The 26583-nt window shown below is 36.7% G+C and carries 27 protein-coding genes and 1 pseudogene; 21 read left to right on the top strand and 7 right to left on the bottom strand.

Going from position 1 to position 26583, the window contains the following annotated elements; translation table 11 throughout:
- Window positions 1-77 precede the first annotated feature (77 nt).
- From RTP99_RS15495 to RTP99_RS15460, 8 genes are all read left to right on the top strand, one after another.
- On the top strand, window positions 78-920 hold the full coding sequence (locus RTP99_RS15495) for a LysR family transcriptional regulator (protein ID WP_000362544.1): 843 nt from the start codon (window positions 78-80) through the stop codon (window positions 918-920).
- Window positions 921-1127: 207 nt separating this feature from the next.
- The gene (gene ezrA / locus RTP99_RS15490) at window positions 1128-2840 is read left to right on the top strand and encodes a septation ring formation regulator EzrA (protein ID WP_000377292.1); all 1713 of its coding nucleotides are present in this window, start codon (window positions 1128-1130) and stop codon (window positions 2838-2840) included.
- Between the two features lie 168 nt (window positions 2841-3008).
- Complete coding sequence (locus RTP99_RS15485) at window positions 3009-4151, top strand: cysteine desulfurase family protein (protein WP_000638965.1); 1143 nt, start codon at window positions 3009-3011, stop codon at window positions 4149-4151.
- A gap of 6 nt (window positions 4152-4157) precedes the next feature.
- Window positions 4158-5372 carry a tRNA uracil 4-sulfurtransferase ThiI gene (thiI, locus tag RTP99_RS15480; protein ID WP_000989287.1) on the top strand — a complete coding sequence of 405 codons (1215 nt, stop codon included), beginning with the start codon at window positions 4158-4160 and terminating at the stop codon, window positions 5370-5372.
- An 80-nt stretch (window positions 5373-5452) separates the two neighbouring features.
- Window positions 5453-5650 (top strand): alpha/beta-type small acid-soluble spore protein, encoded by a 198-nt coding sequence (locus RTP99_RS15475; protein WP_000091639.1) that lies wholly within the window; start codon window positions 5453-5455, stop codon window positions 5648-5650.
- 217 nt (window positions 5651-5867) lie between these two features.
- Window positions 5868-7454, top strand: coding sequence for an acyl-CoA synthetase MbcS (gene mbcS / locus RTP99_RS15470; protein WP_000817737.1), 1587 nt, complete (start codon window positions 5868-5870; stop codon window positions 7452-7454).
- A 104-nt stretch (window positions 7455-7558) separates the two neighbouring features.
- Window positions 7559-7990 carry a VOC family protein gene (locus tag RTP99_RS15465; protein ID WP_000600360.1) on the top strand — a complete coding sequence of 144 codons (432 nt, stop codon included), beginning with the start codon at window positions 7559-7561 and terminating at the stop codon, window positions 7988-7990.
- Between the two features lie 71 nt (window positions 7991-8061).
- Window positions 8062-9630 carry an amidohydrolase gene (locus RTP99_RS15460; RefSeq protein WP_000503977.1) on the top strand — a complete coding sequence of 523 codons (1569 nt, stop codon included), beginning with the start codon at window positions 8062-8064 and terminating at the stop codon, window positions 9628-9630.
- 173 nt (window positions 9631-9803) lie between these two features.
- Here RTP99_RS15460 and RTP99_RS15455 read toward each other — a convergent pair whose 3' ends face one another.
- Window positions 9804-10607, bottom strand: coding sequence for an NAD kinase (locus tag RTP99_RS15455; protein ID WP_000785165.1), 804 nt, complete (start codon window positions 10605-10607; stop codon window positions 9804-9806).
- 205 nt (window positions 10608-10812) lie between these two features.
- Between RTP99_RS15455 and RTP99_RS15450 the strand changes: the two genes are divergently transcribed.
- The 5 genes from RTP99_RS15450 (at window position 10813) to ackA (ending at window position 15172) form a co-directional block, all read left to right on the top strand.
- Window positions 10813-11451, top strand: coding sequence for a DUF2953 domain-containing protein (locus RTP99_RS15450; protein WP_011040757.1), 639 nt, complete (start codon window positions 10813-10815; stop codon window positions 11449-11451).
- Between the two features lie 13 nt (window positions 11452-11464).
- Window positions 11465-11860, top strand: coding sequence for a GerW family sporulation protein (gene ytfJ, locus RTP99_RS15445; protein WP_000350002.1), 396 nt, complete (start codon window positions 11465-11467; stop codon window positions 11858-11860).
- Window positions 11861-11994: 134 nt separating this feature from the next.
- Window positions 11995-12495, top strand: coding sequence for a thiol peroxidase (gene tpx / locus RTP99_RS15440; protein WP_000024530.1), 501 nt, complete (start codon window positions 11995-11997; stop codon window positions 12493-12495).
- 197 nt (window positions 12496-12692) lie between these two features.
- A complete protein-coding gene (locus RTP99_RS15435) occupies window positions 12693-13679 on the top strand; it encodes a class I SAM-dependent methyltransferase (RefSeq protein WP_000084356.1) in 987 nt (328 codons plus the stop codon).
- A 299-nt stretch (window positions 13680-13978) separates the two neighbouring features.
- Window positions 13979-15172, top strand: coding sequence for an acetate kinase (ackA, locus tag RTP99_RS15430; RefSeq protein WP_000034576.1), 1194 nt, complete (start codon window positions 13979-13981; stop codon window positions 15170-15172).
- A 23-nt stretch (window positions 15173-15195) separates the two neighbouring features.
- On the opposite strand, the gene RTP99_RS15425 is transcribed toward ackA, so the two are convergent.
- Together RTP99_RS15425 and RTP99_RS15420 are read right to left on the bottom strand one after the other, a co-directional pair.
- Window positions 15196-15630 carry an NUDIX hydrolase gene (locus RTP99_RS15425; protein WP_000283483.1) on the bottom strand — a complete coding sequence of 145 codons (435 nt, stop codon included), beginning with the start codon at window positions 15628-15630 and terminating at the stop codon, window positions 15196-15198.
- Between the two features lie 222 nt (window positions 15631-15852).
- Window positions 15853-16488 carry a DUF1796 family putative cysteine peptidase gene (locus tag RTP99_RS15420; RefSeq protein WP_001053726.1) on the bottom strand — a complete coding sequence of 212 codons (636 nt, stop codon included), beginning with the start codon at window positions 16486-16488 and terminating at the stop codon, window positions 15853-15855.
- A gap of 136 nt (window positions 16489-16624) precedes the next feature.
- On the opposite strand from RTP99_RS15420, the gene RTP99_RS15415 reads away from it, so the two are divergent.
- Window positions 16625-17458, top strand: coding sequence for an EcsC family protein (locus RTP99_RS15415; RefSeq protein WP_001256870.1), 834 nt, complete (start codon window positions 16625-16627; stop codon window positions 17456-17458).
- 31 nt (window positions 17459-17489) lie between these two features.
- Here RTP99_RS15415 and RTP99_RS15410 read toward each other — a convergent pair whose 3' ends face one another.
- The gene (locus tag RTP99_RS15410; RefSeq protein ID WP_001244531.1) at window positions 17490-18152 is read right to left on the bottom strand and encodes a YitT family protein; all 663 of its coding nucleotides are present in this window, start codon (window positions 18150-18152) and stop codon (window positions 17490-17492) included.
- A gap of 855 nt (window positions 18153-19007) precedes the next feature.
- Between RTP99_RS15410 and RTP99_RS15405 the strand changes: the two genes are divergently transcribed.
- On the top strand, window positions 19008-19202 hold the full coding sequence (locus RTP99_RS15405) for a hypothetical protein (RefSeq protein WP_000910290.1): 195 nt from the start codon (window positions 19008-19010) through the stop codon (window positions 19200-19202).
- 28 nt (window positions 19203-19230) lie between these two features.
- Here the strand turns inward: RTP99_RS15405 and RTP99_RS15400 are convergent, their stop codons facing one another.
- Window positions 19231-19548, bottom strand: a complete 318-nt coding sequence (locus RTP99_RS15400) for a hypothetical protein (protein WP_000417205.1) — start codon at window positions 19546-19548, stop codon at window positions 19231-19233.
- Between the two features lie 166 nt (window positions 19549-19714).
- Here RTP99_RS15400 and RTP99_RS15395 point away from each other — a divergent pair, with 166 nt between their 5' ends.
- From RTP99_RS15395 to RTP99_RS15385, 3 genes and pseudogenes are all read left to right on the top strand, one after another.
- Complete coding sequence (locus RTP99_RS15395; protein WP_000412314.1) at window positions 19715-20920, top strand: argininosuccinate synthase; 1206 nt, start codon at window positions 19715-19717, stop codon at window positions 20918-20920.
- Window positions 20917-22305, top strand: coding sequence for an argininosuccinate lyase (gene argH / locus RTP99_RS15390; RefSeq protein ID WP_000041259.1), 1389 nt, complete (start codon window positions 20917-20919; stop codon window positions 22303-22305). The genes RTP99_RS15395 and argH overlap by 4 nt, the downstream gene beginning before the upstream one ends.
- A 98-nt stretch (window positions 22306-22403) precedes the next feature.
- Window positions 22404-22756: pseudogene (locus RTP99_RS15385) on the top strand (DUF3139 domain-containing protein).
- A gap of 45 nt (window positions 22757-22801) precedes the next feature.
- On the opposite strand, the gene RTP99_RS15380 reads toward RTP99_RS15385, so the two are convergent.
- Window positions 22802-22981: a hypothetical protein gene (locus RTP99_RS15380; RefSeq protein WP_000342760.1), complete on the bottom strand. Its 180-nt coding sequence runs from the start codon at window positions 22979-22981 to the stop codon at window positions 22802-22804.
- Window positions 22982-23076: 95 nt separating this feature from the next.
- Between RTP99_RS15380 and RTP99_RS15375 the strand changes: the two genes are divergently transcribed.
- The gene (locus tag RTP99_RS15375) at window positions 23077-23772 is read left to right on the top strand and encodes a hypothetical protein (RefSeq protein ID WP_001252885.1); all 696 of its coding nucleotides are present in this window, start codon (window positions 23077-23079) and stop codon (window positions 23770-23772) included.
- A 41-nt stretch (window positions 23773-23813) separates the two neighbouring features.
- Here the strand turns inward: RTP99_RS15375 and RTP99_RS15370 are convergent, their stop codons facing one another.
- The gene (locus RTP99_RS15370) at window positions 23814-24272 is read right to left on the bottom strand and encodes a universal stress protein (protein WP_001066673.1); all 459 of its coding nucleotides are present in this window, start codon (window positions 24270-24272) and stop codon (window positions 23814-23816) included.
- 147 nt (window positions 24273-24419) lie between these two features.
- Here RTP99_RS15370 and RTP99_RS15365 point away from each other — a divergent pair, with 147 nt between their 5' ends.
- Together RTP99_RS15365 and ald are read left to right on the top strand one after the other, a co-directional pair.
- Entirely contained in the window at window positions 24420-25211 is a 792-nt protein-coding gene (locus tag RTP99_RS15365; RefSeq protein ID WP_016718658.1) for an SDR family oxidoreductase, read from the top strand.
- A 213-nt stretch (window positions 25212-25424) separates the two neighbouring features.
- Window positions 25425-26558: an alanine dehydrogenase gene (gene ald / locus RTP99_RS15360; RefSeq protein ID WP_048532549.1), complete on the top strand. Its 1134-nt coding sequence runs from the start codon at window positions 25425-25427 to the stop codon at window positions 26556-26558.
- The last annotated feature ends 25 nt before the right edge of the window (window positions 26559-26583 follow it).

Here is a 26583-nt window from a genome sequence, read left to right as displayed (position 1 = left end):
GTATAAAGAGTAATTGTTTATAGAAGGAAATATCGATTTTTTATGACAGTTATAACTTTTTGTTAGAGGTGTGTACGATGGATTTAGAGGCAGTACGATCGTTTATTGAAGTGAAAAATACGCGAAGTTTATCAAAGGCGAGTAAAATTTTACATATTTCTCAGCCGGCGCTTAGTAAACAAATTCAAAGGTTAGAGGCCGATTTAGAAGTTACTTTACTGAAGCGTTCCGCGCAAGGAGTGGAGTTAACAGAGGCTGGAGAGTTATTTATAAAAAGAATGTTACCGATTTTGGAACACATACATGAAGTGAAAGCCGAAATGAAGAAATTTCAAGAGAAGAGGAACATTTCAATAGGAATATTGCCAAGTTTAGCAGCACATTACATATCAAAATGTAAAGATACATTAGGTGACGGGTTCGAAATAGAATGGAAAATTGAGCATACGAAAGTACTGATAGGACTTTTTAAAGAACGGAAGATTGAAGCGATGTTCATCGATTCAGTAGTAGAAGGTGCTACGTGTATAAAAGAAATACGAGAAGAAAAAATTGTGTGTGTCGTTTCAAGTGATCATCTTTATAAAGAGAAAACAGTAATTCGAATGGAAGATTTGCAAAATGAAAAGTTAATCGTATACCCAGAAATCTGTGATGTTAGAAAAATGATTACGAATCTGTTTCAAGGGATAGGTGCGAAACCGATTATTGCATTTGAAACTTCTTATGCAGAACCGATGCTTGCGATGGTCAGTGCTGGACTTGGTATTACGTTACTTCCAGAAATATTAGTAGAGCAAGCGGTAAGACAAGGAAATGTGCATGCGATTTCTATTGAACCGCCACTTGTACGTAAAATATATTTCGCATCTCATATGGAAGAAGGGTATTTAGTTCATTCATTTGATGATGAGAGGTAATCCAAACAGAATATTGAGAAAGATTACAATTGCATTGAAAGAAACATGAAATTTTAAAAAAAACTAGGTCAAAAACAAACCATTACATGGTATGATTAGTACATTGTTAGTTGTTAAATATAGGGGAATTCCCTTTTTATACATAATGCCTTCCATTTCATAAACGGAACGGACAAAAAAAGAGATATAACTAGGAGGCTTTTTTGCATGGATTCTATCCTGACGATCGTTATCATTGTAGTAAGCTCTATTCTAGTGCTGCTCATGATAGAGCTTGTGATAAGAAATCGTTCATATAAAGATATTGAAGCACTTGAGCAGTGGAAACAAGAGATAAAAGATAAACCTGTGGCAGATGAACTGAAACGGGTGAAAGATTTAAATATGACGGGTCAAACAGAAGAACTGTTTGGTAAATGGCGTGAAGAATGGGATGAAATTGTATCAACAACCATTCCGAAAGCTGACAAAGATTTAGCGCAAGCGCGAAAATTCGCCTCGCAATTCTCCTTCCGAAAAGCAAAGCATGCGATGAATGAATCCATAAGTGGTTTAGATGACGCTGATAATCGTATTACAGACATTTTAAATGAATTACAGCAATTGTTAGAAAGCCATGAAAAAAATAGCTCGGAAATCGAAGGGTTACGTGATACATATCGTAGTATGAAGAAGAGTGTTCTTGCTCATAGACATATGTATGGAGCAGCAGAGCAGAAAATCGAAGAGATGCTAGACGCTGAATCTGAGAAATTTAAAACCTTTGAAGAAGCAACAAATAATGGTGACTATTTAAAAGCGAGAGAAATTGTTATTAGTTTGGAAGAAGGTTTAGCAGATTTAGAAATCATTATTCACCAAATTCCAGATTTATTGGTAGAGTGTCAAGCGACGTTACCAGTTCAGCTGGAAGATTTATTACACGGACATAATGACATGGTAAGACAAGGTTATGTATTAGAGTATTTGGAAATCCCTAAAGAAGTTCGCGATATGAAGAAACAACTACAAATATGTTTAATGGATATACAGGAGCTTCACATAACGGAAGCGGCTGAAAAAGTAGAAAACTTAAAAACGAGTTTAGATAGCTTCTATGATCAACTAGAACAAGAAGTACATGCGAGACATTATGTGGAGCAAAAAACACTTTCTGTTTATGAAGACTTAGAAGAAATTCGCACTGAAACGATTGAAACAAAAGCAGAAACACAGCTTGTGAAACAAAGCTATCAGTTGCAAGATAAGGACATTGAGTCTCAAAAAGTAATTGAAAAGCAAATGCACATTTTAATGAAACGTTTTGAAATGCTGCAATTACGCGTTGCGGAACAAGATATTGCCTTCTCTATTATTCGTGAGGAACTAGAAGAGATTTATGAGCAATGTGAAACATTAAAAGTACTTCATGCAGAATATAAAGAAATGCTGCAAACGATGCGCAAAGAAGAATTTGAAGCACGTGAGAAGTTACAAGAAATGCGAAATACTATTTTCGAAACGAAACGCTTTATGCAAAAGTCGAATTTGCCAGGTCTTCCAGAGAGCATTATGGAAGATTTAAAAAGAGGACAAATGGCAATGCAAGCTGTATATGAGCAATTAGAAGTGAAGCCGTTAAATATGAATGCTGTAAATAGCAGTTTAGAAGAAGCTTACACAACTGTTAATGGTGTTGCTGAAATGACAGAAGAGTTAATTGGACAAGCGTATTTAGTTGAAAAATTAATTCAATACGGTAATCGTTACCGCAGTCATGATGAAAACCTTGCAGAGAGCTTAAATTATGCGGAGAAATTATTCCGTGAATATCAATACGATGCAGCTTTAGAACAAGCGGCTTCTGTACTAGAGCAACTTGAGCCTGGCGTTGTTCAAAAAATAGCTGAATATGTAGACAATGAACAAACCCTTTCATAAGGGTTTGTTTTTTTGTGTAATTTTGCAGGCGATGTTGCTATAATGAAGAGCGGAATACAGTAAGGTTATTCGTTTTAAAATATAACGGAACCTTTGAGTAGTCTTAGCGTAATGACACGTATTTGTGATATGATTATATGATGTGACAGCGCTGAAAGGGGAAGAACGATGATCTATTTTGATAATAGTGCGACGACAAAGCCATATCCAGAAGCTCTTCAATCGTACGTAACGGTTGCGGGGAAATATTTTGGGAATCCTTCTTCTATTCATTCGCTTGGAGGAGAGGCAGAGCGTCTATTAACACAATCAAGAACAATTGCAGCGCAGCTTCTTCACGTTAAACCTTCTGAAATTATTTTCACATCAGGTGGAACGGAAGGAAATAACCTTGCGATTAAAGGAATAGCGATGAGGAATCGTTCGCGCGGTAAACATATCATTACAACAAATATTGAACACGCGTCTGTGTTTGAAGCATATAAACAATTAGAAGATCTCGGTTTTGATGTAACATATTTACCGGTTAATGAGCATGGTGTTGTATCGGTAGAGGATGTAAAACGAGCGCTTCGTGAAGATACGATTCTTGTGTCAATTATTCACGTGAACAACGAGACTGGAGCAATTCAGCCCGTTGCTGAAATTGGAACTTTATTATCGAATTATCCGAAAATAAGATTCCATGTGGACCATGTACAAGGGATAGGAAAAGTACCGCTTAATTTATACGCTTCTCATATTGATCTTTGCTCAATATCTGGACATAAATTCCACAGTGTAAAAGGAACGGGTCTTCTTTATGTACGTGATGGCGTAAGGTTAGATCCAATTTTATCAGGTGGTCAACAAGAGCTGAAGTATCGCTCTGGTACAGAAAATTTACCTGGCATTGTAGCGATGGTGAAAGCACTTCGCATGACAATGGAACAAGTGAAAGAAAAGGTAGCTCATTTGCAAAGTTTACAAGCAGAGCTTGTTCGTTTCTTTAAAGAAATGGAAGATGTAACGATTAATACGTCGCTTGCATATGCAGCACCGCACATTTTAAATGTATCATTTGTAGGTTTAAAACCAGAAGTGGTCGTTCATGCTTTAGAAGAGCACGGTGTATATGTATCAACGAAATCTGCTTGTTCTTCAAAAGCAAATGAAGTGAGCAGAGTGTTAGTGTCAATGGGAGTACCGCATGCCGCTGCTGCAAGTGCTATTCGCATTAGTTTGGCGCCAGAAAACACGATGGAAGAAGTAAAGCAATTTGAAGGTATTGTGAAAGAGACGATGCCAAAATTATATGAAGTGATGAGGTAAAGGAATATGATGACATATGAATATATTTTAGTTCGTTATGGAGAGATGACGACTAAAGGTAAGAACCGTTCTAAATTTGTAAGCACATTAAAAGATAACGTGAAGTTTAAACTGAAAAAATTCCCAAATATTAAAATCGATGCAACACATGACCGTATGTATATCCAATTAAATGGCGAAGATCATGAAGCGGTATCTGAAAGATTAAAAGATGTATTTGGTATTCATAAGTTTAACTTAGCGATGAAAGTACCATCAGAATTAGAAGATATTAAAAAAGGTGCATTAGCAGCTTTCTTACAAGTAAAAGGCGATGTGAAAACATTTAAAATTACTGTACACCGTTCTTATAAGCATTTCCCAATGAGAACAATGGAATTATTACCTGAGATTGGTGGACACATTCTAGAAAATACAGAAGATATTACTGTAGATGTTCATAATCCAGATGTAAATGTACGTGTAGAAATTCGCAGTGGTTATAGCTATATTATGTGCGATGAGCGTATGGGAGCTGGCGGTTTACCAGTTGGCGTTGGCGGAAAAGTAATGGTACTTCTTTCTGGTGGTATCGATAGCCCAGTAGCAGCGTACTTAACGATGAAACGCGGCGTATCTGTGGAAGCAGTTCACTTCCATAGCCCACCTTTCACAAGTGAGCGCGCGAAACAAAAAGTAATCGATTTAGCACAAGAGTTAACGAAATACTGTAAACGTGTAACGCTTCACCTTGTTCCATTTACAGAAGTGCAAAAAACAATTAATAAAGAAATCCCATCTAGCTATTCAATGACAGTTATGCGCCGTATGATGATGCGTATTACAGAGCGTATCGCAGAGGAGCGTAACGCGCTAGCAATCACGACTGGTGAAAGTCTTGGACAAGTAGCAAGTCAAACATTAGATAGTATGCATACGATTAACGAAGTAACGAACTATCCAGTTATTCGTCCGCTTATTACGATGGATAAATTAGAGATTATTAAAATCGCTGAAGAAATCGGCACATATGATATTTCGATTCGTCCGTACGAAGATTGCTGTACAGTATTCACACCAGCAAGCCCAGCGACGAAGCCGAAGCGTGAAAAAGCGAATCGTTTTGAAGCGAAATACGATTTCACAACATTAATCGATGAAGCTGTAGCAAACAAAGAAACAGTGGTATTGCAAACGGTAGAAGTAGTGGCGGAAGAAGAAAAATTCGAAGAACTTTTCTAAAACCATAAATTACCATATATAAACCGTGTATGAAGTCATGTTATTTATCACACTCTATACTCACAAGGAGGTGATATAACATGTCACGTAGCACAAATAAATTAGCGGTTCCTGGTGCTGAATCAGCATTAGACCAAATGAAATACGAAATCGCTCAAGAGTTTGGTGTTCAACTTGGAGCTGATGCAACAGCTCGCGCTAACGGTTCTGTTGGTGGTGAAATCACTAAACGTCTAGTTTCACTAGCTGAGCAACAATTAGGCGGTTTCCAAAAATAATCTCATATAAGATGGCTTAGAAAGAGCGGGTTCTCCTGCTCTTTCTTTTTTATGTTGTGTCGCCATTTGTCGGTAAGTCGATGTATTTGAAAAACTCTCGATATAATTTCATTTACCAATTCGACAGAACTGAAAAATTTGTCAAAAGAAGAGGGTTCAAAATTTACAGAAAATTCTTTATTATATAAGGGAGGCATAAAGAAAAAGGAGGATGTTTATGAAGAGAGAAGAATTGTTGGCACCGCCGTCTTATAATTTAGTTTCTGAAATAGAGAAATATACAGGTGATAAAGAGAAGCTTGCTTTAATTTGGCAAGATGATAAAGGGAATCGACGAGAAGTTACATACGCTGAGTTAATGAAAGGTGCAAATAAAATTGGAAACGCTTTTATAAAGAGTGGTCTGCAAAAAGGGGACAAGCTCCTCATTATGATGCCTCGTTTAATTGAAGCGTACATGACGTATATCGCTGCGATTAAAGCAGGATTTGTCGTAATTCCGAGTTCAGAAATGTTACGTAAAAAGGATATCGAATACCGCATTGGACACGGGGAAGTAAAAGCAATCGTAAGTTATGAGCCCTATATTGGACAGTTTGATGATATAGAAGCGATGGATTCTCTTCAAAAATTCGTTCTGAGCGAGCAGTCAGTAGATGGATGGATTAACTTAAAAACAGCGTTAGAAAAAGAGAGTGATATGTTAGAAATGGCGAAGACAGATAAAGAAGATATGGTCTTTTTATCTTACACGTCAGGAACGACAGGAAATCCAAAAGGTGTTGTGCATACGCATGCGTGGGCATACGCTCATTTACGTACGAGCGCTCCAAATTGGCTCGGAATTGAAGAGAATGATGTTGTATGGGCGACGGCTAGTCCAGGCTGGCAAAAGTGGATTTGGAGCCCGTTTTTAGCAACTCTAGGCTCAGGGGCAACAGGATTTGTATACCACGGTAAGTTTGAACCGAAAACGTATTTAAATTTATTAGACGATAATAAGGTGAATGTGCTTTGTTGTACGCCGACTGAGTATAGATTAATGGCAAAGGTAGAAAATTTAAGCGAGTACAATTTAGAAGCGTTACATAGCGCTGTATCCGCAGGTGAGCCGTTAAATAGAGAAGTCATTGAAACGTTCCAAAAGCACTTTCATATTACAGTAAGAGACGGCTATGGGCAAACGGAAAATACATTGCTTGTTGGTGTAATGAAAGGGATGGATATTAGACCAGGATCAATGGGAAAACCAACGCCAGGCAACCACGTTGATATCGTAAATGAGGAAGGTGTTCCGGTTAAAGTAGGCGAGGTTGGTGATATTGCAGTTCACATTGAAACGCCAGCCCTCTTTAAACAATATTACAAAGACGATGAGCGCACAGCGATGCAATTCCGCGGTGATTATTATATTACTGGTGATAAAGCGAAGAAAGATGAAGACGGCTATTTCTGGTTTGAAGGGCGCGGTGATGATATTATTATTAGCTCTGGTTATACAATCGGGCCGTTTGAAGTAGAAGATGCACTTGTAAAACATCCTTACGTAAGAGAATGTGCAGTTGTCGCAAGCCCTGATGAAATTCGCGGAAGTGTCGTGAAGGCATTTATCGTATTAAGAGAGAATATAGAAAAGAACGAAGAAACATTAATTCCAATACTCCAACAACACGTCAAAGAACTTACTGCACCATATAAATACCCTCGCAAAATTGAATTTGTAGATGAACTACCAAAAACGATTTCCGGAAAAATTCGCCGTATTGAACTTAGAAAACAAGAGATGGAGATTCCGTCAAAATAATTTTGAAAATAGTGAAAAAAATAGTTGAATGAAGTATTAAGCATATGATATTATAAAAACGAACGTAAGTTCGATTTTGTAAATTAAAAAAATGAGGTGTCCGTATGATTTTAGGTATTAATCCGTACTTAGTTTTAGATGGTAGTGGGCAAGAAGCTGTACAGTTTTATAAAGAGGCGTTAGATGCAAAAGTAGAAGTCATGCAAACGTTTGGTGATATGCCTGAAAATCCAGAATACCCGGTTCCAGCTGAAGCAAAAGAGCGCGTTTTACACGCTACTTTAAAAGTTGGTAATACGGACCTTATGATTTCTGATACATTCCCAGGTAAAGGGCATGCAATTGGATCTCAAGTAACAATTGCAATTCAAATTAGTAACGCGGAAAAAGCGAAAGAAGTATTCAATAAGTTACAAGAGGGTGGCGAAGTTATTATGCCACTTCAAGAAACGTTCTGGAGCCCAGCATACGGACAAGTAAAAGATAAATTTAATATTGAATGGCAAATTACAACGTCTACTACTGAACAAAAGTAATGTTTAGAAAAGCACCATGTTTTGAAATGGTGCTTTTTTTTATACAATAAAAAATAAAGGAGATGAAATATATGGGGGAAATTTGGTATGGCGGCACCATTTACACAATGAGAGAAGAAAATGAAAAAGTGGACGCTATTTACGTTGAAAACGGTATGATTGTTGATGTTGGAAGTAAAAAAGAGTTAGAAAACCGATATGCTGCGGTTACATTGTACGATTTAGAAGACAAAACGATGATTCCAGGCCTCGTTGATAGCCATATGCATCTTATTGGTCACGGGGAGAGATTACTTCGTCTAGATTTATCAAATTGTACATCGTATAGCGAAGTGCTGACTCTCGTTCGGAAGCGCGTAGAAGAAGCACCAAAAGGTTCTTGGATTATTGGAGAAGGTTGGAATGAGAATAACTTTACAGATACGAAAGATGTTCACGCGCGTGATTTAGATGAAATTTCGAAAGAACATCCCATTTTATTAAAGAGAGTTTGCCGTCACGTTACATGGGTGAATTCATACATACTGCAAGAAGCAAATATAACAGAAAAGGCAGAAGATCCAAAAGGCGGGAAAATTGGCCGTGATTCATCAAATATGTTAACAGGGCTTTTATATGAACAAGGACAAGAGTTAATTAAACATGTGCAGCCTGAAATTGATGAAGCTTATTTACAAAGCGCTTTGCAAACAGCAATTAAAGATTGCTGGCAATATGGTCTCGTTGGTGGGCATACGGAAGATTTGAATTATTACGGTGGTTTTAGAAAAACGCACAATGCGTTTTCTCATGTCATAAAGGAAATGCCATTTAAAGCACATTTACTCGTTCACCATGAAGTAGCACAGGAACGAAAGGAATATGAAAATGAGCATTATATTGAATTTGGGGCAATGAAAATTTTTTCTGACGGTTCTTTTGGCGGAAGAACAGCATTATTAAGTGAACCGTATGAAGATGCGAAGGAAACGAATGGGGTTGCGATTTTCTCACGTGAAGAACTTGCGGAATTAGTGAAGAAAGCACGAGATTTACATATGCCAGTTGCGATTCATACTATCGGTGACTTATCGCTTGAATATGTCATTGATGCGCTTGAATTGTATCCGCCAGCAGAAGGATTACGTGACCGCATTATTCATTGTCAGCTAGCTCGTGAAGAGTTGATTGAGAGAATGAAAAACTTACAAGCCATTATTGATATACAACCAGTCTTTGTTTCATCGGATTTTCCATCAGTCATTGAAAAACTAGGCGAGCATCGTCTTCGTTATGCGTACGCTTGGAAGACGTTACTGGAAGCGGGATTACACTGTAACGGGGGCTCGGATGCTCCAATTGAGCAAGTGAATCCGTTTCTAGGCATATATAGCGCTGTTACACGCAGAAGTTTTATTGACGGTGTGTGCTATATGCCAGAGGAAAGGTTAACGGCATATGAGGCTGTCTCTTTATTTACAACAGGAAGTGCCTATGCAATTGGAAAAGAAGAGAAGCGAGGGCAAATTACAAAAGGATATGAAGCGGACTTTACGATATTAGACCGCAATATTTTTGAAATAGAGGCAGAAGAAATAAAAGAAGTACAAGCAGAGATGACCGTAATAGATGGCAAAGTCGTCTATAGAAAAGATGCGTAAAAATATATGAGCGATTATCGGAATATATCGACGGTAACTCGAAATATATCGACTTACCGACAAAAACTGACAAGAATAACGGCCGGATAGCGAGAAGTTGTTGTTCGCGCCAATTGAGGTAAATAAATAACCGTAGAATTATGGGCCACCATAATTCTACGGTTATTTTAATACTATAAAAACGTTCTCTGTACTTTTTCCCAGAAAGAGTTGTTTTTTAATTTAACTGTTTTAATTTGTTTATCGCTTAAGCGTACAACAGCTTTTTCCACTTGTTTAATGCTAAGCGCTTCATTATCCATACCGATAACAGGATAATCGTTACCGTCTGGTCTTAGTTTTAAAGTTAATGTACGTTCGTGATTTAAAATGAACGGTGAACCGAGCGTGCGGTATGTGTTGTTATTTAAAGATGCTAATTCACTTACTTGGAAGCAAGGGATAAGCGGGTCAACAACTGCACCACGTAACGATTTATTATAAGCTGTACTTCCTGTTGGGGTAGAAACAACTAAACCGTCACCTCTAAATGTTTCGAAATATAAATTATCAACGTGAACGTCTACAACGAACGTTTTAATAATGCTAGAACGTAATGAGAACTCATTTAAACAATGGAAGGATGTGCTGCCATCCACATCTACCTCAATTGTTGGATATTTTCGCACTTCAATTTCATTTTTTGTAATTTCTTGAAGGGCTATATCAACGTGATCAATATGGAAATCGCAGTAGAATGAAATTTCATCTTTCGTAGAAATCCCTGCGTATAAACAATCTTCCCTAAAACCAGTTTTACGAACGGCTTGTAAGAAAGTTGCATCATCTCCAACACTGACGATAGCGTTTGCATTTTTTGGATGATCTAATATGGTAAATCCATTCTCTTCTAAAATACGATAGATTGGTTTCATTTTTTCAACGAGCTTTGCTTTGTCATCACCATAAAAGAAAAATAAATTGCGACGATCTGCCATTATGTATCCCTCCACTGCAGTTAAATTTTCTATGCTTCGTGCTACATATCATTAGAGTCCGTTCCCTGATGATATGTTCAAATAATATATTTCGATATAAATTGTCAAAATACCTTTTTATTTTTAGAAAAATTTTTATATTCAATCTTATGAAACTCTGTTTAATGATGAATAAAGTTGTCGATAATGGGTACGGAGTGAAAGGATGATACGTATGAAGTGGTTCGTAATTGGAATAATAATTCTTCTCCTTTTTATTTTGCTTATACTATTGTCGAAAATAAAGCTTAAAGTGACATTTTCATATTCAGAAATGGAAAAGCAATGTTTGTTTCAAGTGAAAATATGGATGATTCGCTATACATTTGATGTGTTGGAAAGAATTGAGAAGCAACAGAAGAAAACAGGGCAAAAAATCGAAAAAGCTGAAGAGGATGGCGGGCTCGATAATAAAATTATGGCACAACTTGATAGCATCGGGGAACTGATAAAAAAGCTTCAAGAAGTTCATACTATCGTTAAAGATTTTCTCAAACGAGTGAAAATCAATGGTTGGAGATGGCACACGCAAATTGGTGCAGGTGATGCAGCTAGTACTGGAATTGTTACCGGATATGCATGGGGGACAAAAGGAATGGCTGCTGGAGTTGTAGGACAATATATGCATATTGTCGACGTACCAGAATTTGAAATTACTCCTGTTTTTCAAGGGAAAGGGTTTGCGTCAAGATGTGAATTAACAGCATCCTTTCGTATATTCCGTGCTATAAAAACAGGTATTAAATTAATCGCGTTTATGAGAAAACAAAGGTCTGGTACGACTGAAAACTCTGTTCAAGCATAAGGGGGGATATAGAATGGACCATCCAATTCAAGGTTTAATGACAACTGCAATGCAGCATTTAAAACAAATGACTGATGTAAATACAATTGTAGGCGATCCAATTAAAGCGGCAGATGGAAGTGTAATTCTTACCGTTTCAAAAGTTAGCTTCGGATTTGCTGCAGGTGGAAGTGAATTTGGTAAAATAGAACATTCAGGCCGTCATCCATTTGGCGGGGGAAGTGGTGGAGGAGTTTCTATTAATCCTGTTGCTTTTCTCGTTATAAATGGAGAAGGCGTAAAAGTGTTACATTTAGATAAGCAAACACACGTCATCGATAAAATAATTGAATTAGCGCCACAAGCTGTTGATAAAGTGAAAGAAATGATGGATAAACGAAAAGAAGACGATCCGGAATTTCAAATTTAACGAATAAAGAAGCTAATCAATGGATTAGCTTCTTTAATTTTTTTGTAAATAAAGCGATTTTATTTGCATTATCGATAGGGACAAACTATCATTTACATTGTACATATTTTGTTTAAATAAGGGAGGATTTTCAAGTGGCAAACGTAACTTTTAAAGGTAACCCAATGACTTTAGTTGGAACAGAAGTTAAAGTTGGCGATCAAGCGCCAAACTTCCAAGTGCTAGCAAATGACTTATCTCCAGTAAGTTTAGAAACATACAAAGGTGAAGTGAAATTAATTAGTGTTGTACCTTCAATCGACACAGGTGTGTGTGATGCACAAACACGTCGTTTTAACCAAGATGCAGCAGGTATTGAAAACGCGAAAGTATTAACAATTAGCGTTGACTTACCATTTGCTCAAAAACGCTGGTGTGCAGCAAACGGTTTAGAAAATGTTGTTACACTTTCTGACCACCGCGACCTTTCATTTGGTGAAGCTTACGGCTTAGTAATGAAAGAGCTTCGTTTACTTGCTCGTGCGGTATTCGTAGTAGATAGCAACGACAAAGTAGTTTACGTAGAATACGTAAGCGAAGGTACAAGCCATCCAAACTATGAAGCAGCATTAGAAGCAGCAAAAGCTGCAAAATAATGTGAAGGAAGATGACCTCTTTGAAAGAGGTCGTCTTCTCTCATATATTGCTATATGGAATCGATATACGAGAGAAGACGTTACATCATACATCACTAAAAAGGGAGCTCTAAAAAAGAGGTCGCTTTTTCTTTTGGGAAAAAATCAGATTATGGTATGATATAAGTTATGTGTAAAAGAGAGAAGGAGGAATGTACGTGAGTCAGACAGTAGAAACTTTATTTTCTATTTTTGATTCTTCTGCGGTAGTTTTACGTAAAGAATTAGATGTAACATATTTAGAGGCGCTTGTAGAAACAGGGGATAACTTGTTTGAAGGAGCGATTTTACAAGAGGAATTATCAGAATCAGCAATTGAAAGGCTGAATCGTGAATATAGTACGTTTAATGAAGAAACATATAAAGGTGAAGAAATTCGTAAAGCATTTCAGTTAGCCATCTTAAAAGGAATGAAAGAAGGCGTACAAGCGAATCACGAAATGACGCCTGATGCAGTTGGTATGTTCATGAGCTACTTATTCCATAAATTTATGAAGGGGCAAAATGAAATTACTGTGTTAGACCCTGCAATTGGAACGGGTAACTTGATGACGACAGTTTTCAATAGTGCTCAAGAAAACATTACGATGAGTGGATTTGGTGTAGAAGTGGACGAAGTGCTAATTAAACTTGCTTTAGTAAATGCGAATTTACAAAAGCATGCAATCGAATTCTTCCATCAAGATGGACTAGCACCGCTTTATATCGATCCAGTTGATGCAGTCGTTTCAGACTTACCGGTTGGTTACTATCCAAATGAAATCGGTGCAAGTGAATATAAGTTAAAAGCAGATGAAGGAATGTCATATGCCCACCACCTATTTATTGAACAAAGTGTGAAGCATACGAAAGAAGGCGGATACTTATTCTTCCTAGTACCGAACTTCATTTTTGAAAGTGATCAAGCACCGAAATTGCATGCATTTATTAAAGAAACATGCTTTATTCAGGGGTTATTACAGCTACCTGTTTCCATGTTTAAAAACGAGAAAAATGCAAAAAGTATATTTGTTCTCCAAAAGAAAGGCCCTAGTGTAACGATGCCAAAACAGGCGTTATTAGTGGAGTTACCTAAATTCTCCAACATGAAGGCGATGGAGGACATTATGGACCAATTAAATACTTGGTTTGCAACGCATAAATAAGGCCAGGTATATGTAACAGGGTTAGTAATTCATGTAGTACAGTTTTATATGATATGTCATATTTTTAAATATATACAAGATTTAACTGAATTTTTTTGAAATCTGTAATATATTTTTTTTCTTGGTGTTACAATTTTTTCACTTGAAATATATGTCGTACGATGTTTAAATTAAAATCGTGAGTATAAAATTTGCTAATGATGAAACGTTTTCATATTTAGTAAATTTGATCAGATAAAATCGAGCGGTTTGTGGAAACATCCACACAACTACCAAGAGAAAAAGGGGCGAAAGACTAGATGTCAAAAATCATCGCGATTAACGCAGGAAGCTCTTCCTTGAAATTCCAATTATTTGAAATGCCAAGTGAAACAGTATTAACAAAAGGTTTAGTAGAACGTATCGGTTTAGAAGATAGTATCTTCACTATTACTGTAGATGGCGAAAAACAAAAAGAAATTACAAACATTCCAGATCACGCAGTAGCAGTTAATATGCTTCTTAAAAAATTAACTGAAAACGGAATCGTTAAATCTCTAGACGAGATTGGCGGTATCGGTCACCGTGTTGTTCACGGCGGCGAAAAATTTGCTGACTCTGTTCTAATTACTGATGAAGTATTAGCTGATATCGAAGAATTAAGCGATTTAGCACCACTTCACAACCCAGCAAACGTTGTTGGTATTAAAGCATTCCAAGAAGTATTACCAAACGTACCAGCAGTAGCAGTATTCGATACAGCATTCCACCAAACAATGCCGGAATCTGCATTCCTATACAGCTTACCATATGAGTACTATGAAAAATTCGGTATCCGTAAATACGGTTTCCACGGAACTTCTCATAAATATGTAACTGAGCGTGCAGCTGAGCTATTAGGTCGTCCACTTGAAAGCTTAAGCTTACTTTCTTGTCACTTAGGTAACGGTGCAAGTATCGCAGCAGTAGAAGGCGGTAAATCTATCGATACTTCTATGGGCTTCACTCCACTTGCTGGTGTAACAATGGGTACACGTTCTGGTAACATTGACCCTGCGTTAATTCCATACATCATGGAAAAAACAGGCCAAACAGTAGAAGAAGTAGTTAACGTATTGAACAAGAAGAGTGGTATGTTAGGTCTTACTGGTTACTCTAGTGACCTACGTGACATCATTGCGAAAGAAGAAGAAGGCGATCACCGTGCGAAAGTAGCACTTGATGTATTCGTAAGCCGTATCCACAAATACATCGGTTCTTACACTGCTCGTATGAAAGGTGTAGACGCAATCATCTTCACAGCTGGTGTAGGTGAAAACAGTGCGATTATTCGTGAACGCGTATTAGAAGGCCTTGAATACATGGGCGTATACTTCGATGCAAAACGCAATAACGTATTCGGCGAGGAAGCATTCATCAACTTCCCACATTCTCCAGTAAAAATTATTGTAATTCCAACTGACGAAGAAGTTATGATCGCTCGTGACGTACTACGTCTTGGAAACATTGGTTAATATATGAAAAGAAAGACGAGATCCTATAGGATTTCGTCTTTTTTCTTTTGAATATAGTTTAAAATTCCATCTGGATATAGTGCTTTTTTCTCCTGAATGAATGCTGTAATGGGAATCCACTTCGCATACGATACTATTTGTTCATCTTGTATATTCAGTACTTCCATTCCATATAGTGACGTGTCTAATAAGCGTAAAGAATATAACTGAATGATTTCATGAGCAATTTCTCCATCAAGATGAAAGATGTTTTCTAAGCAACCTAAATAAGCGGTGATTTCCACTTCTGTATGAAGTTCTTCTTGAAATTCACGAATAACGGTATGTGCTGATTTTTCACCAAGTTCAATTGAACCGCCAAGAGGCCGGTAATATGTTTCATCGCCTGTATGATATTCTTGTACGAGAAGCCGCTCGTGATGTATAGCAAGACCGAAAGCTTTTGCACGTGGATACATATACAATCACTCCTTATTTATCCCGCTTTAACGGGCAGTAAGACCCCCACCTCACAATTCAGCGGAAGCAAAGAAGTTAGGTGGGGGATCAACTGTCCGTAAAAGTCCGATTGGTTCAACTAATAATCAGTGGGGGATGAACAAAACCCCCACTGATTAAAGTTTCACTTTATTTTGTATAAGGATGATTATAATGTATTGCGTAATAAAAGTGTCGTGTATTTAAGAATGTGGTCGAATTACGATGCCATTAAATAAGTCATTCCAAAATGCTTCATTGTACTGAAATACATCCATAATAGGACATTTTATAACGCAAATATTTTGCAATCCCCAATCTTCTTCCGTAACAGTTGGTACATCTTCAGGAATGAGTAATAGGACAGAGAATGTATGTGTAACGATTTGAGATAAAATCTGTTCTAAGGAACGTGCTTCTTCGTATGTTCCTCCAGTTCGAATAAACAATATGGATTGTGCCGTTTCAATTGTATTTAGAAAACGAGTAATACGATGCTCATAATTTAGTTTGATTTCTGTATAAGAAGGCCAAGAAGTTGGTGTGTTTACATCTGTTTTAAAGTCGTGGCAGGAGTCGATTTCATATAGATTGTCCCGGAGTCTTAATTTCGCACCATCATCCCAAAATGAGATGAAGGATAAGTTTTCTAACTGTAAAAAACGGTCAAATCGATTTTGTAATAATATATTCACTTTTTCTAATGATGGGCTTAGCATAAAATCAATAACGCCAAAAAATGGTGATAATTTGAATTGATATAATGCCCAAGCAGGCCAGCAGTTTTGTCCTAAACTGAATACTGCATGATATTCTTTTTTTATATCGGATAGATTCATGTGATTTATCTCATCCTTTTTGTTAATATTTTATGTCACTAAAAATGGTATGTGAATAAAGATAGACAAGCATATTTGCAAAGAATAAGCAGAAATATGTTACAATAGAAAAAAATCGAACGAGGTGGTTGTTACGATGCGATCGAAGCGAGAACAAGCCATTTTAGACAATATAAAAGAATGGGAATCGCAATTAGTTGAGCAAGAAGCGACTGATTTTCAAAAACTGTTTGATAAATGGGTACATACTACAATTGCGAAACTACCTGAGAAAAAACGAAAAGATTTCTTTACGAAAGCAGATGGATGGCTCTTTCATTTGCATGCATTGATTCAAAGTTCACAATCACAGTTAGATGCGCGTAATCGTATTTTAGGAACATCGAGATTATTTGATGAATCGATTGAGCAACTAGAGGATTTAAAAGCATTATCTATTGATCAATTAACATACATAGCAGAGCAGCAAACAGCACGCCATCGCCTATATTCATTCGTACAAGGCGGAGCAACGGGTGCTGGAGGTTTATTATTATTAACAGCTGATTTTCCGGTTATGATTGCGTTAAATGTGAAGGCTGTCCAACTGATTGCAACGTCATTTGGGCATGATGTGAACAAGCCGTATGAAATGATGCTTGCGTTAAAGGTATTTCATGCGTCATTACTACCAGGAAGACTTCAGCAATACGCATGGTACAATTTACTGCAAGAGCTAGAACAAGAAGATTCCTTCTTCTACGAAGGAGATGAAGCGGTGTTACAACCAGCTTCTACTGAAATTATTTTAAAACAAATTTTGAAAACATTTTCGATTTATGCTCTTCGTCGTAAATTATTCCAAGGTATTCCGGTAATTGGAATGGCAATCGGGTCTACAGTGAATTATCGTTTAACAAGAAACGTTACTGAATTTGCAAATAGATTTTATCAAGTGCGCCACATAGTCGAGAAGGAAAAACGGGCATAAAAAAAGCGAGAGGCCGAAGCCTTTCGCTTTTTTAATTTGTTGCATGCTTTTTGGACATTGGAATAGATACTGGCTGCTTTTCTTCTGCTTTTTCTGTTTTTGGATAATAAATTAAATCTAATGTTTTTGCCTGTACGGCAATCGAAAGAATAGTAAAAGCAATTTCTGTCCAATTTAAATAATATAATGAAAGCGCAAGAACAATCGCGTCAAAGACGAAGAAAATTTGCCCAATTGTAAAACGTGTTTTTTTACTTAATACAATTGTTAAAATATCGTCTCCACCGGTTGCACCGCCAAATCGCAATATAAAACCGAGTCCAATACCAGCTAACGCACCGCCAACTACTGCAGCTATAAATAAATTGTTTGATAAATCGACCGTAAATGGAGAATAATTTTCCATAAGAGAATAAAATACTCCGAATGAAATTGAACCTAAAAATGAATAGCCAACCATTTTTCTACCTAACAATGACGCACATAGTAAAATAATTGGGATATCCATCATTACAGTTGAAATAGATGGTGAAATATCATAAAAATTTTGGATGAATAGTGCGATACCTACAAAGCCACCTTCTGTTAAGTGGTTTTGGAAGTGAATGTGATATAGCGCTGCTGCTAAAATAAATGAACCGATTAAAACCATAAAAACTTCTTTAATAATTTGTCGACTTTGGATGTTCCTCATCGTTATTCCTTCTTTCCGTAGTTAGTAGTCCTTTTTTGTGTTGTAAACTAACTACGAGCTCACATGTAGCTTCAGTTAGTTTACGAAAAAACTAACTACGCTATATGTCGCTGAAGAAATAACGAATAATCCTCTCGTCCATCAATTCTCCCTACTTTCGTTTTAGTTTAAGTCTTAAAACGACTAAACAAAACGTGGAGTAGGATTCTTCATTTAGCAATCCTGCTCTTCTTTGTTTTGTTTAGCTAGTAACAATTAAGCCCTAAACAAAACGCTATGTGTAAGAAGAGTCTTTTTTTTGCCAAATTATCCTTCGGGCAATCATAATTTCCCCACTCTCGTATTTTTTTCGCTAGACTAAAGTATCTGAGCTGGAAAATACGCTACGTGTATGATTCATCAATACGATGCCACATGCTCCTTCGAGCGATCATGATATCAAAATCCCTTCCTTCAAGATTTATATTATTATATCATACTTTCAAAAAATGTATGCGGATGGAAACCGACAATAAACGGAGGAAATCTACAAAAATTGTTATGTTTAAATATTTTTGTAGAAAAGCCTAAGTTATTTTGGAGAATTGGACAGTTTTTTTTAGTTTGTCCAATAAGTAAGAAAAGAAGAGTTTCTATTCAGTTGTATTTTTATCATCATTTTTATCTTTAAAAAACGCATCCCAGCTAATCACACTTAAAAAAGTTAAAGCGATAATAACGAAAGCGCGCATAAGTGTAAGGCCTCCTTTTGTACATAGTATATGAATCATTTACTTTATAATGTGTCATATTTTTACAAATTTTAACTATTATGAGAGTATATTAATATAGATAGATAAAGAGGAGAGTGAGAATATGCTAAAAGACATGTTTAAAAGAAAAGAGTTAACATGTGTTTCATGTCAGAAAAAGATTCAATATGAAGAAGAGCTTGTTGCTTTTGTAAAGTTGCCGAAAGAAAGAAGTATATTAGTTGGTCCATTTGATGCGTGTTTGGCAAAAACAGCACAAGAAATATATTGTAAATCGTGTTACGACAAAAAAGCATGACCCAAAGTAATTGAGGGGCATGCTTTTTTTATTGGTGTGCTTTCCCCTCAGATACATTTTGAGTGAGTCGATACCAAAGCCAAAGGTCATTAATGATGGAAGCGAGATCGGCAATTTCTGAATTCAGTTTGCAAGAAATTTCGAAGTCTTCTTCGTTATTTAAATGATGCTGTTTTGCATTAATATAATGTTCGAGTTCTTTTATACGATCAGGAATCTTTCCGCGAACTTGTTCCCATTTTAATAAAATCGCATGTTGCATTTTTTCGGGGATATCTTCCCAGTCTTCTTGTAAATGCGGAATTTCAATTCCTAGATGATCATCGTATAAGAAATACTTTTCCATAAGTTCACCCCCGTTTTCCTGCTTATATTGTACAAAAAAACAGAAAGAAGTTCGACGAAATTGTTTGAAAAAATTTGAAAATGACTCTTGATACATTTTGTAAAAGGTGTTAAAGTGTGAATTATTATAAAATAAAATGAATATTTATTCTTTAGGGGGATGCAAAATGGAGAAGAAAAAAGTTGTATTAGCATATTCCGGAGGTCTTGATACTTCCGTTGCAATTAAATGGTTACAAGAGAAGAATTATGATATTATCGCGCTTTGTTTAGACTTAGGGGAAGGTAAAGACTTAGCATTTGTAAAAGAAAAGGCACTTTCAGTAGGTGCAATTAAATCATATATGATTGATGTTCAAGAAGAATTTGCAAATGAATATGCATTGATGGCGATGCAAGCGCACACGTTATACGAAGGGAAATACCCTCTCGTTTCGGCGCTATCACGCCCACTTATCGCGAAGAAATTAGTGGAAATTGCAGAACAAGAAGGTGCGACTGCAGTGGCACACGGATGTACAGGGAAAGGGAATGATCAAGTTCGTTTTGAAGTTTCTATTCAAGCGTTAAATCCTTACTTAGAAGTGATTGCGCCTGTACGTGAATGGAAATGGTCACGTGAAGAAGAAATTGCATATGCAAAAGAAAACGATGTACCAATTCCGATTAATTTAGATAGCCCGTTTTCAATCGATCAAAATTTATGGGGACGTAGCAATGAATGTGGCATTTTAGAAGATCCATGGGCAGCGCCGCCAGAAGATGCATATGAGATGACATTAGCATTAGAAGATACACCGAATAAACCAGAGTTTGTAGAAATCGGCTTTGAAGCAGGCGTACCGACGACTTTAAATGGTACTGCCTATCCACTTTCAGAACTTATTAAAACGTTAAATGCACTTGCTGGAAAGCATGGCGTTGGACGTATCGATCACGTAGAAAATCGCCTTGTTGGTATTAAATCGCGTGAAGTATACGAATGCCCAGCAGCGATGACATTAATTACGGCGCACAAGGAACTGGAAGATTTAACACTCGTAAAAGAAGTAGCGCATTTTAAACCGATGATTGAGCAGAAAATAACAGAACTTATTTATAACGGTTTATGGTTCTCGCCTTTAAAACAAGCGCTGAATGCTTTCTTACAAGAAACGCAAAAGAATGTAACAGGCATGGTGCGTGTGAAATTATTTAAAGGCCATGCGATTGTAGAAGGACGTAAATCTGAGTACTCTTTATACGATGAAAAATTAGCAACGTATACTGCTCAGGATGAATTTAATCATGATGCAGCAGTTGGATTCATTTCATTATTCGGTTTACCGACGAAAGTATACAGCCAAGTGAATCAAAAGAAGGTGGAAGCGTGAGCAAACTTTGGGGCGGACGTTTTACAGAAGAAGCGGAAGCATGGGTTGAAGAGTTCGGAGCATCCATCTCCTTCGATCAACAATTAGTAAATCAAGATATAAACGGAAGTATTGCACACGTAACGATGCTAGCAAAGCAAGGCATCGTTACGAAAGAAGAAGCAGAGAAAATAAAGATAGGTCTTCAATATTTATTAGAAGAAGCGAAACAAAATAAATTGCATTTTTCCGTTGAAGCGGAAGACATTCATTTAAATATCGAAAAGATGTTAATTGAAAAAATCGGTGAAGTAGGCGGGAAACTTCATACTGGCCGAAGTCGTAACGATCAAGTAGCGACAGATATGCATTTATATTTAAAAGAAAAAGTAGAACATATTATAAAAGCTACAAAACAATTGCAAACTGTTCTTGTTCATCAAGCAGAAAATAATATTGAAACAATTATGCCTGGTTATACGCACTTGCAGCGTGCCCAGCCAATTTCATTTGCGCATCATATTCTCGCTTATTTTTGGATGTTAGAGCGTGATGTGAATCGTTATGAAGATTCATTAAAGCGTATTAACATTTCCCCATTAGGAGCAGGAGCGTTAGCAGGAACGACATTCCCAATTGACCGAGAATATAGTGCGGAGCTTCTTGGATTTAATGGAATGTATGAAAATAGTTTAGACGCAGTAAGCGATCGTGATTTCATACTGGAGTTCCTAAGTAACTCCTCTATGCTTATGATGCACTTATCGCGCTTTTGCGAAGAACTTATTTTATGGAGTAGCCAAGAGTTTCAATTTATTGAAATGAGCGATCAATATGCAACGGGAAGCAGCATTATGCCGCAAAAGAAAAATCCAGATATGGCGGAACTAATCCGTGGTAAAACAGGCAGAGTATACGGTAATTTATTTAGTTTACTTACAGTAATGAAAGGATTACCGCTCGCTTACAATAAAGACTTGCAAGAAGATAAAGAAGGAATGTTTGATACAGTAAAAACAGTAGAAGGATGCCTTCATATTATGGCAGGCATGTTAGAGACGATGACTGTAAACAAAGAAAAAATGGGGCAAGCTGTAACGCAAGATTTCTCTAACGCAACAGAAATTGCCGACTACTTAGCAAACAAAGGACTACCGTTCCGTCAAGCTCATGAAATTGTTGGAAAGCTAGTGCTGCACTGCACACAAAAAGGAATTTATTTAGTAGATGTACCACTTGCAACGTATAAAGAAATGAGCTCGTTATTTGAAGAAGATTTGTATGAAGTGCTGTCACCGTATGCGGCTGTAAAGCGCCGTAACAGTGCTGGCGGGACTGGGTTTGAACAAATTGAAAAGGCTTTGGAGAAGGCGAAAGGATTAACGAAAGAAGTTATTAAGAATTGAGTTGAAAAGTACGCCAGTCTGTTAAAGTCTGGCGTACTTTCTTTTTTACTAGTATTTAAGTTATGATATAGTAAAAAATAACAATTTAGGGGAAGTCTATGAAAAAAATAATATTTATCGTTTTACTGTTAATTAGCTTAAGTGCAAATGTTAAAGTGTTTCTCTTAGACAAATATATCTTTGTTGGTGAACAAGTAAAGCGAGAGGAAGCGATTCTTGCAACGATGTGGCACTTGCAAGAAAAAGGATATAAAGAAAGTGATATTTCGTACATAAAACCGGCATTTTATAGTAAAATCGGTTCTTACGGTATGAATGTACAGTTTAAAGATGAACCAAACGAAGCATATACATATAGAGTTTCGAAAGATGCGAAAACCAATAAAGTAGCCGTACACCAAGATAGCAATGAGCCAGGTGGTATGGGGGGAAGCATCAAGAGCTTAAATAAAGAAAGAAAAACGACTGATGGCATTCGCCTGCAGTCGTTTTTCTTTTAATCATACTTATGCCGATCTTCCGTAATTCGAATATACTCAATATCCATCAAATCTCTAAGCAATGCACCGTTACTTAGTTCCACACCATGTTTCTCTTTAAAATGAGTACGAATCGTATCTAACATTTCGATTTCTTTTCCATTCACATCTAAAATAATACGTTCAGAATCATCCATATAGCATCCTCCTTTTTTAAACATATATATTTTGTCCGTCTATTTCTAAAAAATGTATGTTAACCTAATGTTAGGAAATAAGAAAGGGATGGAAAATGAGACGTATTTATTTTATAGGTTTAATTTTGTACACATTAATTGTATTACACAGTGCATTCCCAAATATCTTTTCATTTGAGGATGTAGAGACAGTACACGTTGGGATATTTATCTTTATTCTATTTGTAGTAGATTGCTGTATTTCGATATGGCTTTCGAAAAGAAAACATGTACATGATAAAAAAGAGATAGAACGAAAAAAGAGAAAACGTTCATTTTGGATGACGACGTATTGTTTTTCTTTAGCGATTGCTGCTGCTTTTTTTAGTGAGAATATCCCATTAGAAAGATTAAATATTGAATTTGGAGCGTTCGTATTTGCATACTATTTTTTCATGCACTTTCTTCCTTATATGAAAGAAAAGCGAAGAGAAGAGGAAGATCCGCTTGTAGAAGAAGCGAGAGAACAAGAGCATAAGAGAATAGAAGAAGATATAAAGAAACTAGGGGAACAAAAATGGTATTTGAAATCTAAAATCATATATGTTCTTTGCTTTATTACGCCGCCAATTGGTTATTTGTATGTATTCTGCCTTCGTAAAAAAATGACAGAAGATGCAAGGCAATCTTATTTAACAGTAGCTACGATTATGATGGCATTGTGGTCTTTGAAGTTTCTTCCGCCTTATGTGTTGGCAATTACCGTTGTTGTTATAGCTTGTCTTGTATTTCTAGTAAAATATGTGAAATGAAAAACACCAAGCCCATCTGGACTTGGTGTTTTATTTATAAATTAAAGCTCACCTTGCTCCTCATCACCACGAACAACAAGGACATCGCATTTCGCATAGCGAATAATATGTTCAGAGACGCTACCAATTAGGAAACGCTCAACAGCATTTAAACCAGTTGCACCACACATAATTAAATCTACTTTATGATTTGGAGCAATTTCTTTTGAAATTTTTGATTTAGGATTACCAAATTCTAATACAGTTTCAATTTTTTCAAGGCCAGCTTCAAGCGCAGTTTTTTTGTAGTCTTCTAATAAGTCTTCTGCAAATAGATTTGCACGTTCAGCAATTGCACGGCTATAAGCTTCTACTGCTGAGTATGCTTTTACATCAACGATATGAGCAATAGTTAATGTTGCATTGTTGCGTTTTGCGACTTGAATTGCTTTTTTAAAGGCTTTTTCTGCTTCTTTAGAACCATCCACCGCGATTAAAATATTTGTATATGTATTATTCATAGTAAATTCCTCCCAATCATTTTTATTACCGTTTACAACTTTATTATAAAACAAATTTTGGTAATGTGCTTGTCGGAAACGTTACAGAATTTCGAAAACTCTGTTTTGATTCATTTTAGTTGTAATTGGTGCGAGAACTTGTTACATATGAACTATAGCAATTTAAAAGGGGGCCGTTTTGTGAGACACGCGCTCATTACAGCCGGTACGAAAGGTTTAGGAAAGCAAGTAACAGAAAAATTATTGGCTAAAGGCTATTCAGTAACAGTAACATATCATAGCGATATCACGGCTATGGAAAAGATGAAAGAAACATATAAAAATATGGAAGAGCGTCTACAATTCGTGCAAGCGGATGTCACGAAAAAGGAAGATTTACATAAAATAGTAGAAGAAGCGATAAGCCGTTTTGGCAAAATTGATTTCTTAATTAATAATGCTGGTCCATATGTATTTGAACGAAAAAAGTTAGTCGATTATGAAGAAGATGAATGGAATGAAATGATTCAGGGTAATTTAACAGCGGTATTTCATTTGTTGAAACTTGTCGTTCCAGTTATGAGAAAACAGAACTTTGGCCGTATTATTAATTACGGATTCCAAGGGGCAGATAGCGCACCGGGATGGATTTATCGTTCAGCTTTTGCCGCAGCGAAAGTAGGACTTGTTTCATTAACGAAAACAGTTGCTTACGAAGAAGCAGAATATGGAATTACTGCAAATATGGTATGTCCTGGTGATATTATTGGTGATATGAAAGAAGCGACAATTCAAGAAGCACGTCAGTTGAAAGAACGTAACACACCAATTGGTAGATCTGGAACAGGCGAAGATATCGCAAGAACGATTTCGTTTTTATGTGAGGACGATTCCGATATGATTACCGGTACAATTATTGAAGTGACTGGTGCAGTAGATGTTATTCATAGACATCGATAGAGAAAAATAAAGTGAAGTTTCGAATGATTGGACAGTTTATCCTGTATGCAAAGAGGTGCGGATAATACTGTCCTTTCATGTAAGATTAAATCTATCGGAAAACTTGTATTATTTTTTGTCAAATATTGAGATATTATGTTAAAATATAAGAGCGTAGAAAGCGCTTTAAAAAATGATTCAGGGGTCATTTCATAACTCAAGGGGGAACTAATCATGCGTATCGGTATTCCAACAGAAATTAAAAACAATGAAAATCGCGTGGCAATGACGCCAGCGGGAGCAGTACATTTAGTACAAAATGGTCATGAAGTTTTTGTTCAAAAAGGAGCAGGTTTAGGATCTGGCTTTACGGATGAAGAATACGTACAAGCTGGTGCAAAACTTGTTGAAACTGCTGAAGAAGCATGGAATCAAGATATGGTTATGAAGGTAAAAGAGCCAGTTGCAAGTGAATACGGCTATTTCCGTGAAGGTTTAATTTTATTCACATACTTACACTTAGCTCCAGAACCAGAATTAACGAAAGCATTAATTGATAACAAAGTTGTATCAATTGCATACGAAACAGTACAATTAGACAATCGTTCACTGCCATTACTTGCACCTATGAGTGAAGTAGCTGGTCGTATGTCTGCACAAATTGGTGCACAATTCCTTGAAAAAAACAAAGGTGGTAAAGGTATTTTACTGGCAGGCGTTCCAGGGGTAAAACGCGGCAAAGTAACAATTATCGGCGGTGGTCAAGCTGGTACAAACGCAGCGAAGATTGCAGTAGGTTTAGGTGCAGATGTAACAATCATCGACTTAAGTGCAGAACGTCTTCGTCAATTAGATGACATTTTCGGAAACCAAGTAAAAACTTTAATGTCTAATCCGTACAATATTGCAGAAGCTGTAAAAGAGTCTGATCTTGTAATCGGTGCAGTATTAATCCCAGGTGCAAAAGCGCCAAAACTTGTAACAGAAGAAATGATTAAATCAATGGAACCTGGTTCTGTTGTTGTAGATATCGCGATTGACCAAGGTGGTATTTTCGAAACAACTGACCGTATTACAACTCATGATAACCCAACTTACGAAAAACACGGCGTTGTTCATTATGCAGTTGCAAACATGCCAGGTGCGGTTCCACGTACATCAACTCTTGCATTAACAAACGTAACAGTACCATATGCAGTACAAATTGCGAACAAAGGCTACAAAGATGCTTGCCTAGGCAACACTGCCTTATTAAAAGGTATTAACACATTAGATGGATATGTAACATTCGAAGCAGTTGCAGAAGCTCACGGCTTACAATATGCTGATGCGAAAGAGCTTCTTGAAAAAGCTCCTGCTTTATCATAATAGAAATACATTCGAGACCTTCCTT

Origin of the sequence: Bacillus sp. (in: firmicutes) (assembly GCF_031983925.1) — a bacterium.
GTDB lineage: Bacteria > Bacillota > Bacilli > Bacillales > Bacillaceae_G > Bacillus_A > Bacillus_A pacificus.
Note: the sequence above shows the minus strand (reverse complement) of the source record. Positions and strands in the feature narration are given on the sequence as shown.

Coding starts and splice junctions, on each gene's coding strand:
- RTP99_RS15495 (WP_000362544.1), top strand. CDS start 78: ATGGATTTAGAGGCAGTACGATCGTTTATTGAAGTGAAAAATACGCGA.
- ezrA (WP_000377292.1), top strand. CDS start 1,128: ATGGATTCTATCCTGACGATCGTTATCATTGTAGTAAGCTCTATTCTA.
- RTP99_RS15485 (WP_000638965.1), top strand. CDS start 3,009: ATGATCTATTTTGATAATAGTGCGACGACAAAGCCATATCCAGAAGCT.
- thiI (WP_000989287.1), top strand. CDS start 4,158: ATGATGACATATGAATATATTTTAGTTCGTTATGGAGAGATGACGACT.
- RTP99_RS15475 (WP_000091639.1), top strand. CDS start 5,453: ATGTCACGTAGCACAAATAAATTAGCGGTTCCTGGTGCTGAATCAGCA.
- mbcS (WP_000817737.1), top strand. CDS start 5,868: ATGAAGAGAGAAGAATTGTTGGCACCGCCGTCTTATAATTTAGTTTCT.
- RTP99_RS15465 (WP_000600360.1), top strand. CDS start 7,559: ATGATTTTAGGTATTAATCCGTACTTAGTTTTAGATGGTAGTGGGCAA.
- RTP99_RS15460 (WP_000503977.1), top strand. CDS start 8,062: ATGGGGGAAATTTGGTATGGCGGCACCATTTACACAATGAGAGAAGAA.
- RTP99_RS15455 (WP_000785165.1), bottom strand. CDS start 10,607: ATGGCAGATCGTCGCAATTTATTTTTCTTTTATGGTGATGACAAAGCA.
- RTP99_RS15450 (WP_011040757.1), top strand. CDS start 10,813: ATGATACGTATGAAGTGGTTCGTAATTGGAATAATAATTCTTCTCCTT.
- ytfJ (WP_000350002.1), top strand. CDS start 11,465: ATGGACCATCCAATTCAAGGTTTAATGACAACTGCAATGCAGCATTTA.
- ackA (WP_000034576.1), top strand. CDS start 13,979: ATGTCAAAAATCATCGCGATTAACGCAGGAAGCTCTTCCTTGAAATTC.
- RTP99_RS15425 (WP_000283483.1), bottom strand. CDS start 15,630: ATGTATCCACGTGCAAAAGCTTTCGGTCTTGCTATACATCACGAGCGG.
- RTP99_RS15420 (WP_001053726.1), bottom strand. CDS start 16,488: ATGAATCTATCCGATATAAAAAAAGAATATCATGCAGTATTCAGTTTA.
- RTP99_RS15415 (WP_001256870.1), top strand. CDS start 16,625: ATGCGATCGAAGCGAGAACAAGCCATTTTAGACAATATAAAAGAATGG.
- RTP99_RS15410 (WP_001244531.1), bottom strand. CDS start 18,152: ATGAGGAACATCCAAAGTCGACAAATTATTAAAGAAGTTTTTATGGTT.
- RTP99_RS15405 (WP_000910290.1), top strand. CDS start 19,008: ATGCTAAAAGACATGTTTAAAAGAAAAGAGTTAACATGTGTTTCATGT.
- RTP99_RS15400 (WP_000417205.1), bottom strand. CDS start 19,548: ATGGAAAAGTATTTCTTATACGATGATCATCTAGGAATTGAAATTCCG.
- RTP99_RS15395 (WP_000412314.1), top strand. CDS start 19,715: ATGGAGAAGAAAAAAGTTGTATTAGCATATTCCGGAGGTCTTGATACT.
- RTP99_RS15380 (WP_000342760.1), bottom strand. CDS start 22,981: ATGGATGATTCTGAACGTATTATTTTAGATGTGAATGGAAAAGAAATC.
- RTP99_RS15375 (WP_001252885.1), top strand. CDS start 23,077: ATGAGACGTATTTATTTTATAGGTTTAATTTTGTACACATTAATTGTA.
- RTP99_RS15370 (WP_001066673.1), bottom strand. CDS start 24,272: ATGAATAATACATATACAAATATTTTAATCGCGGTGGATGGTTCTAAA.
- RTP99_RS15365 (WP_016718658.1), top strand. CDS start 24,420: ATGAACTATAGCAATTTAAAAGGGGGCCGTTTTGTGAGACACGCGCTC.
- ald (WP_048532549.1), top strand. CDS start 25,425: ATGCGTATCGGTATTCCAACAGAAATTAAAAACAATGAAAATCGCGTG.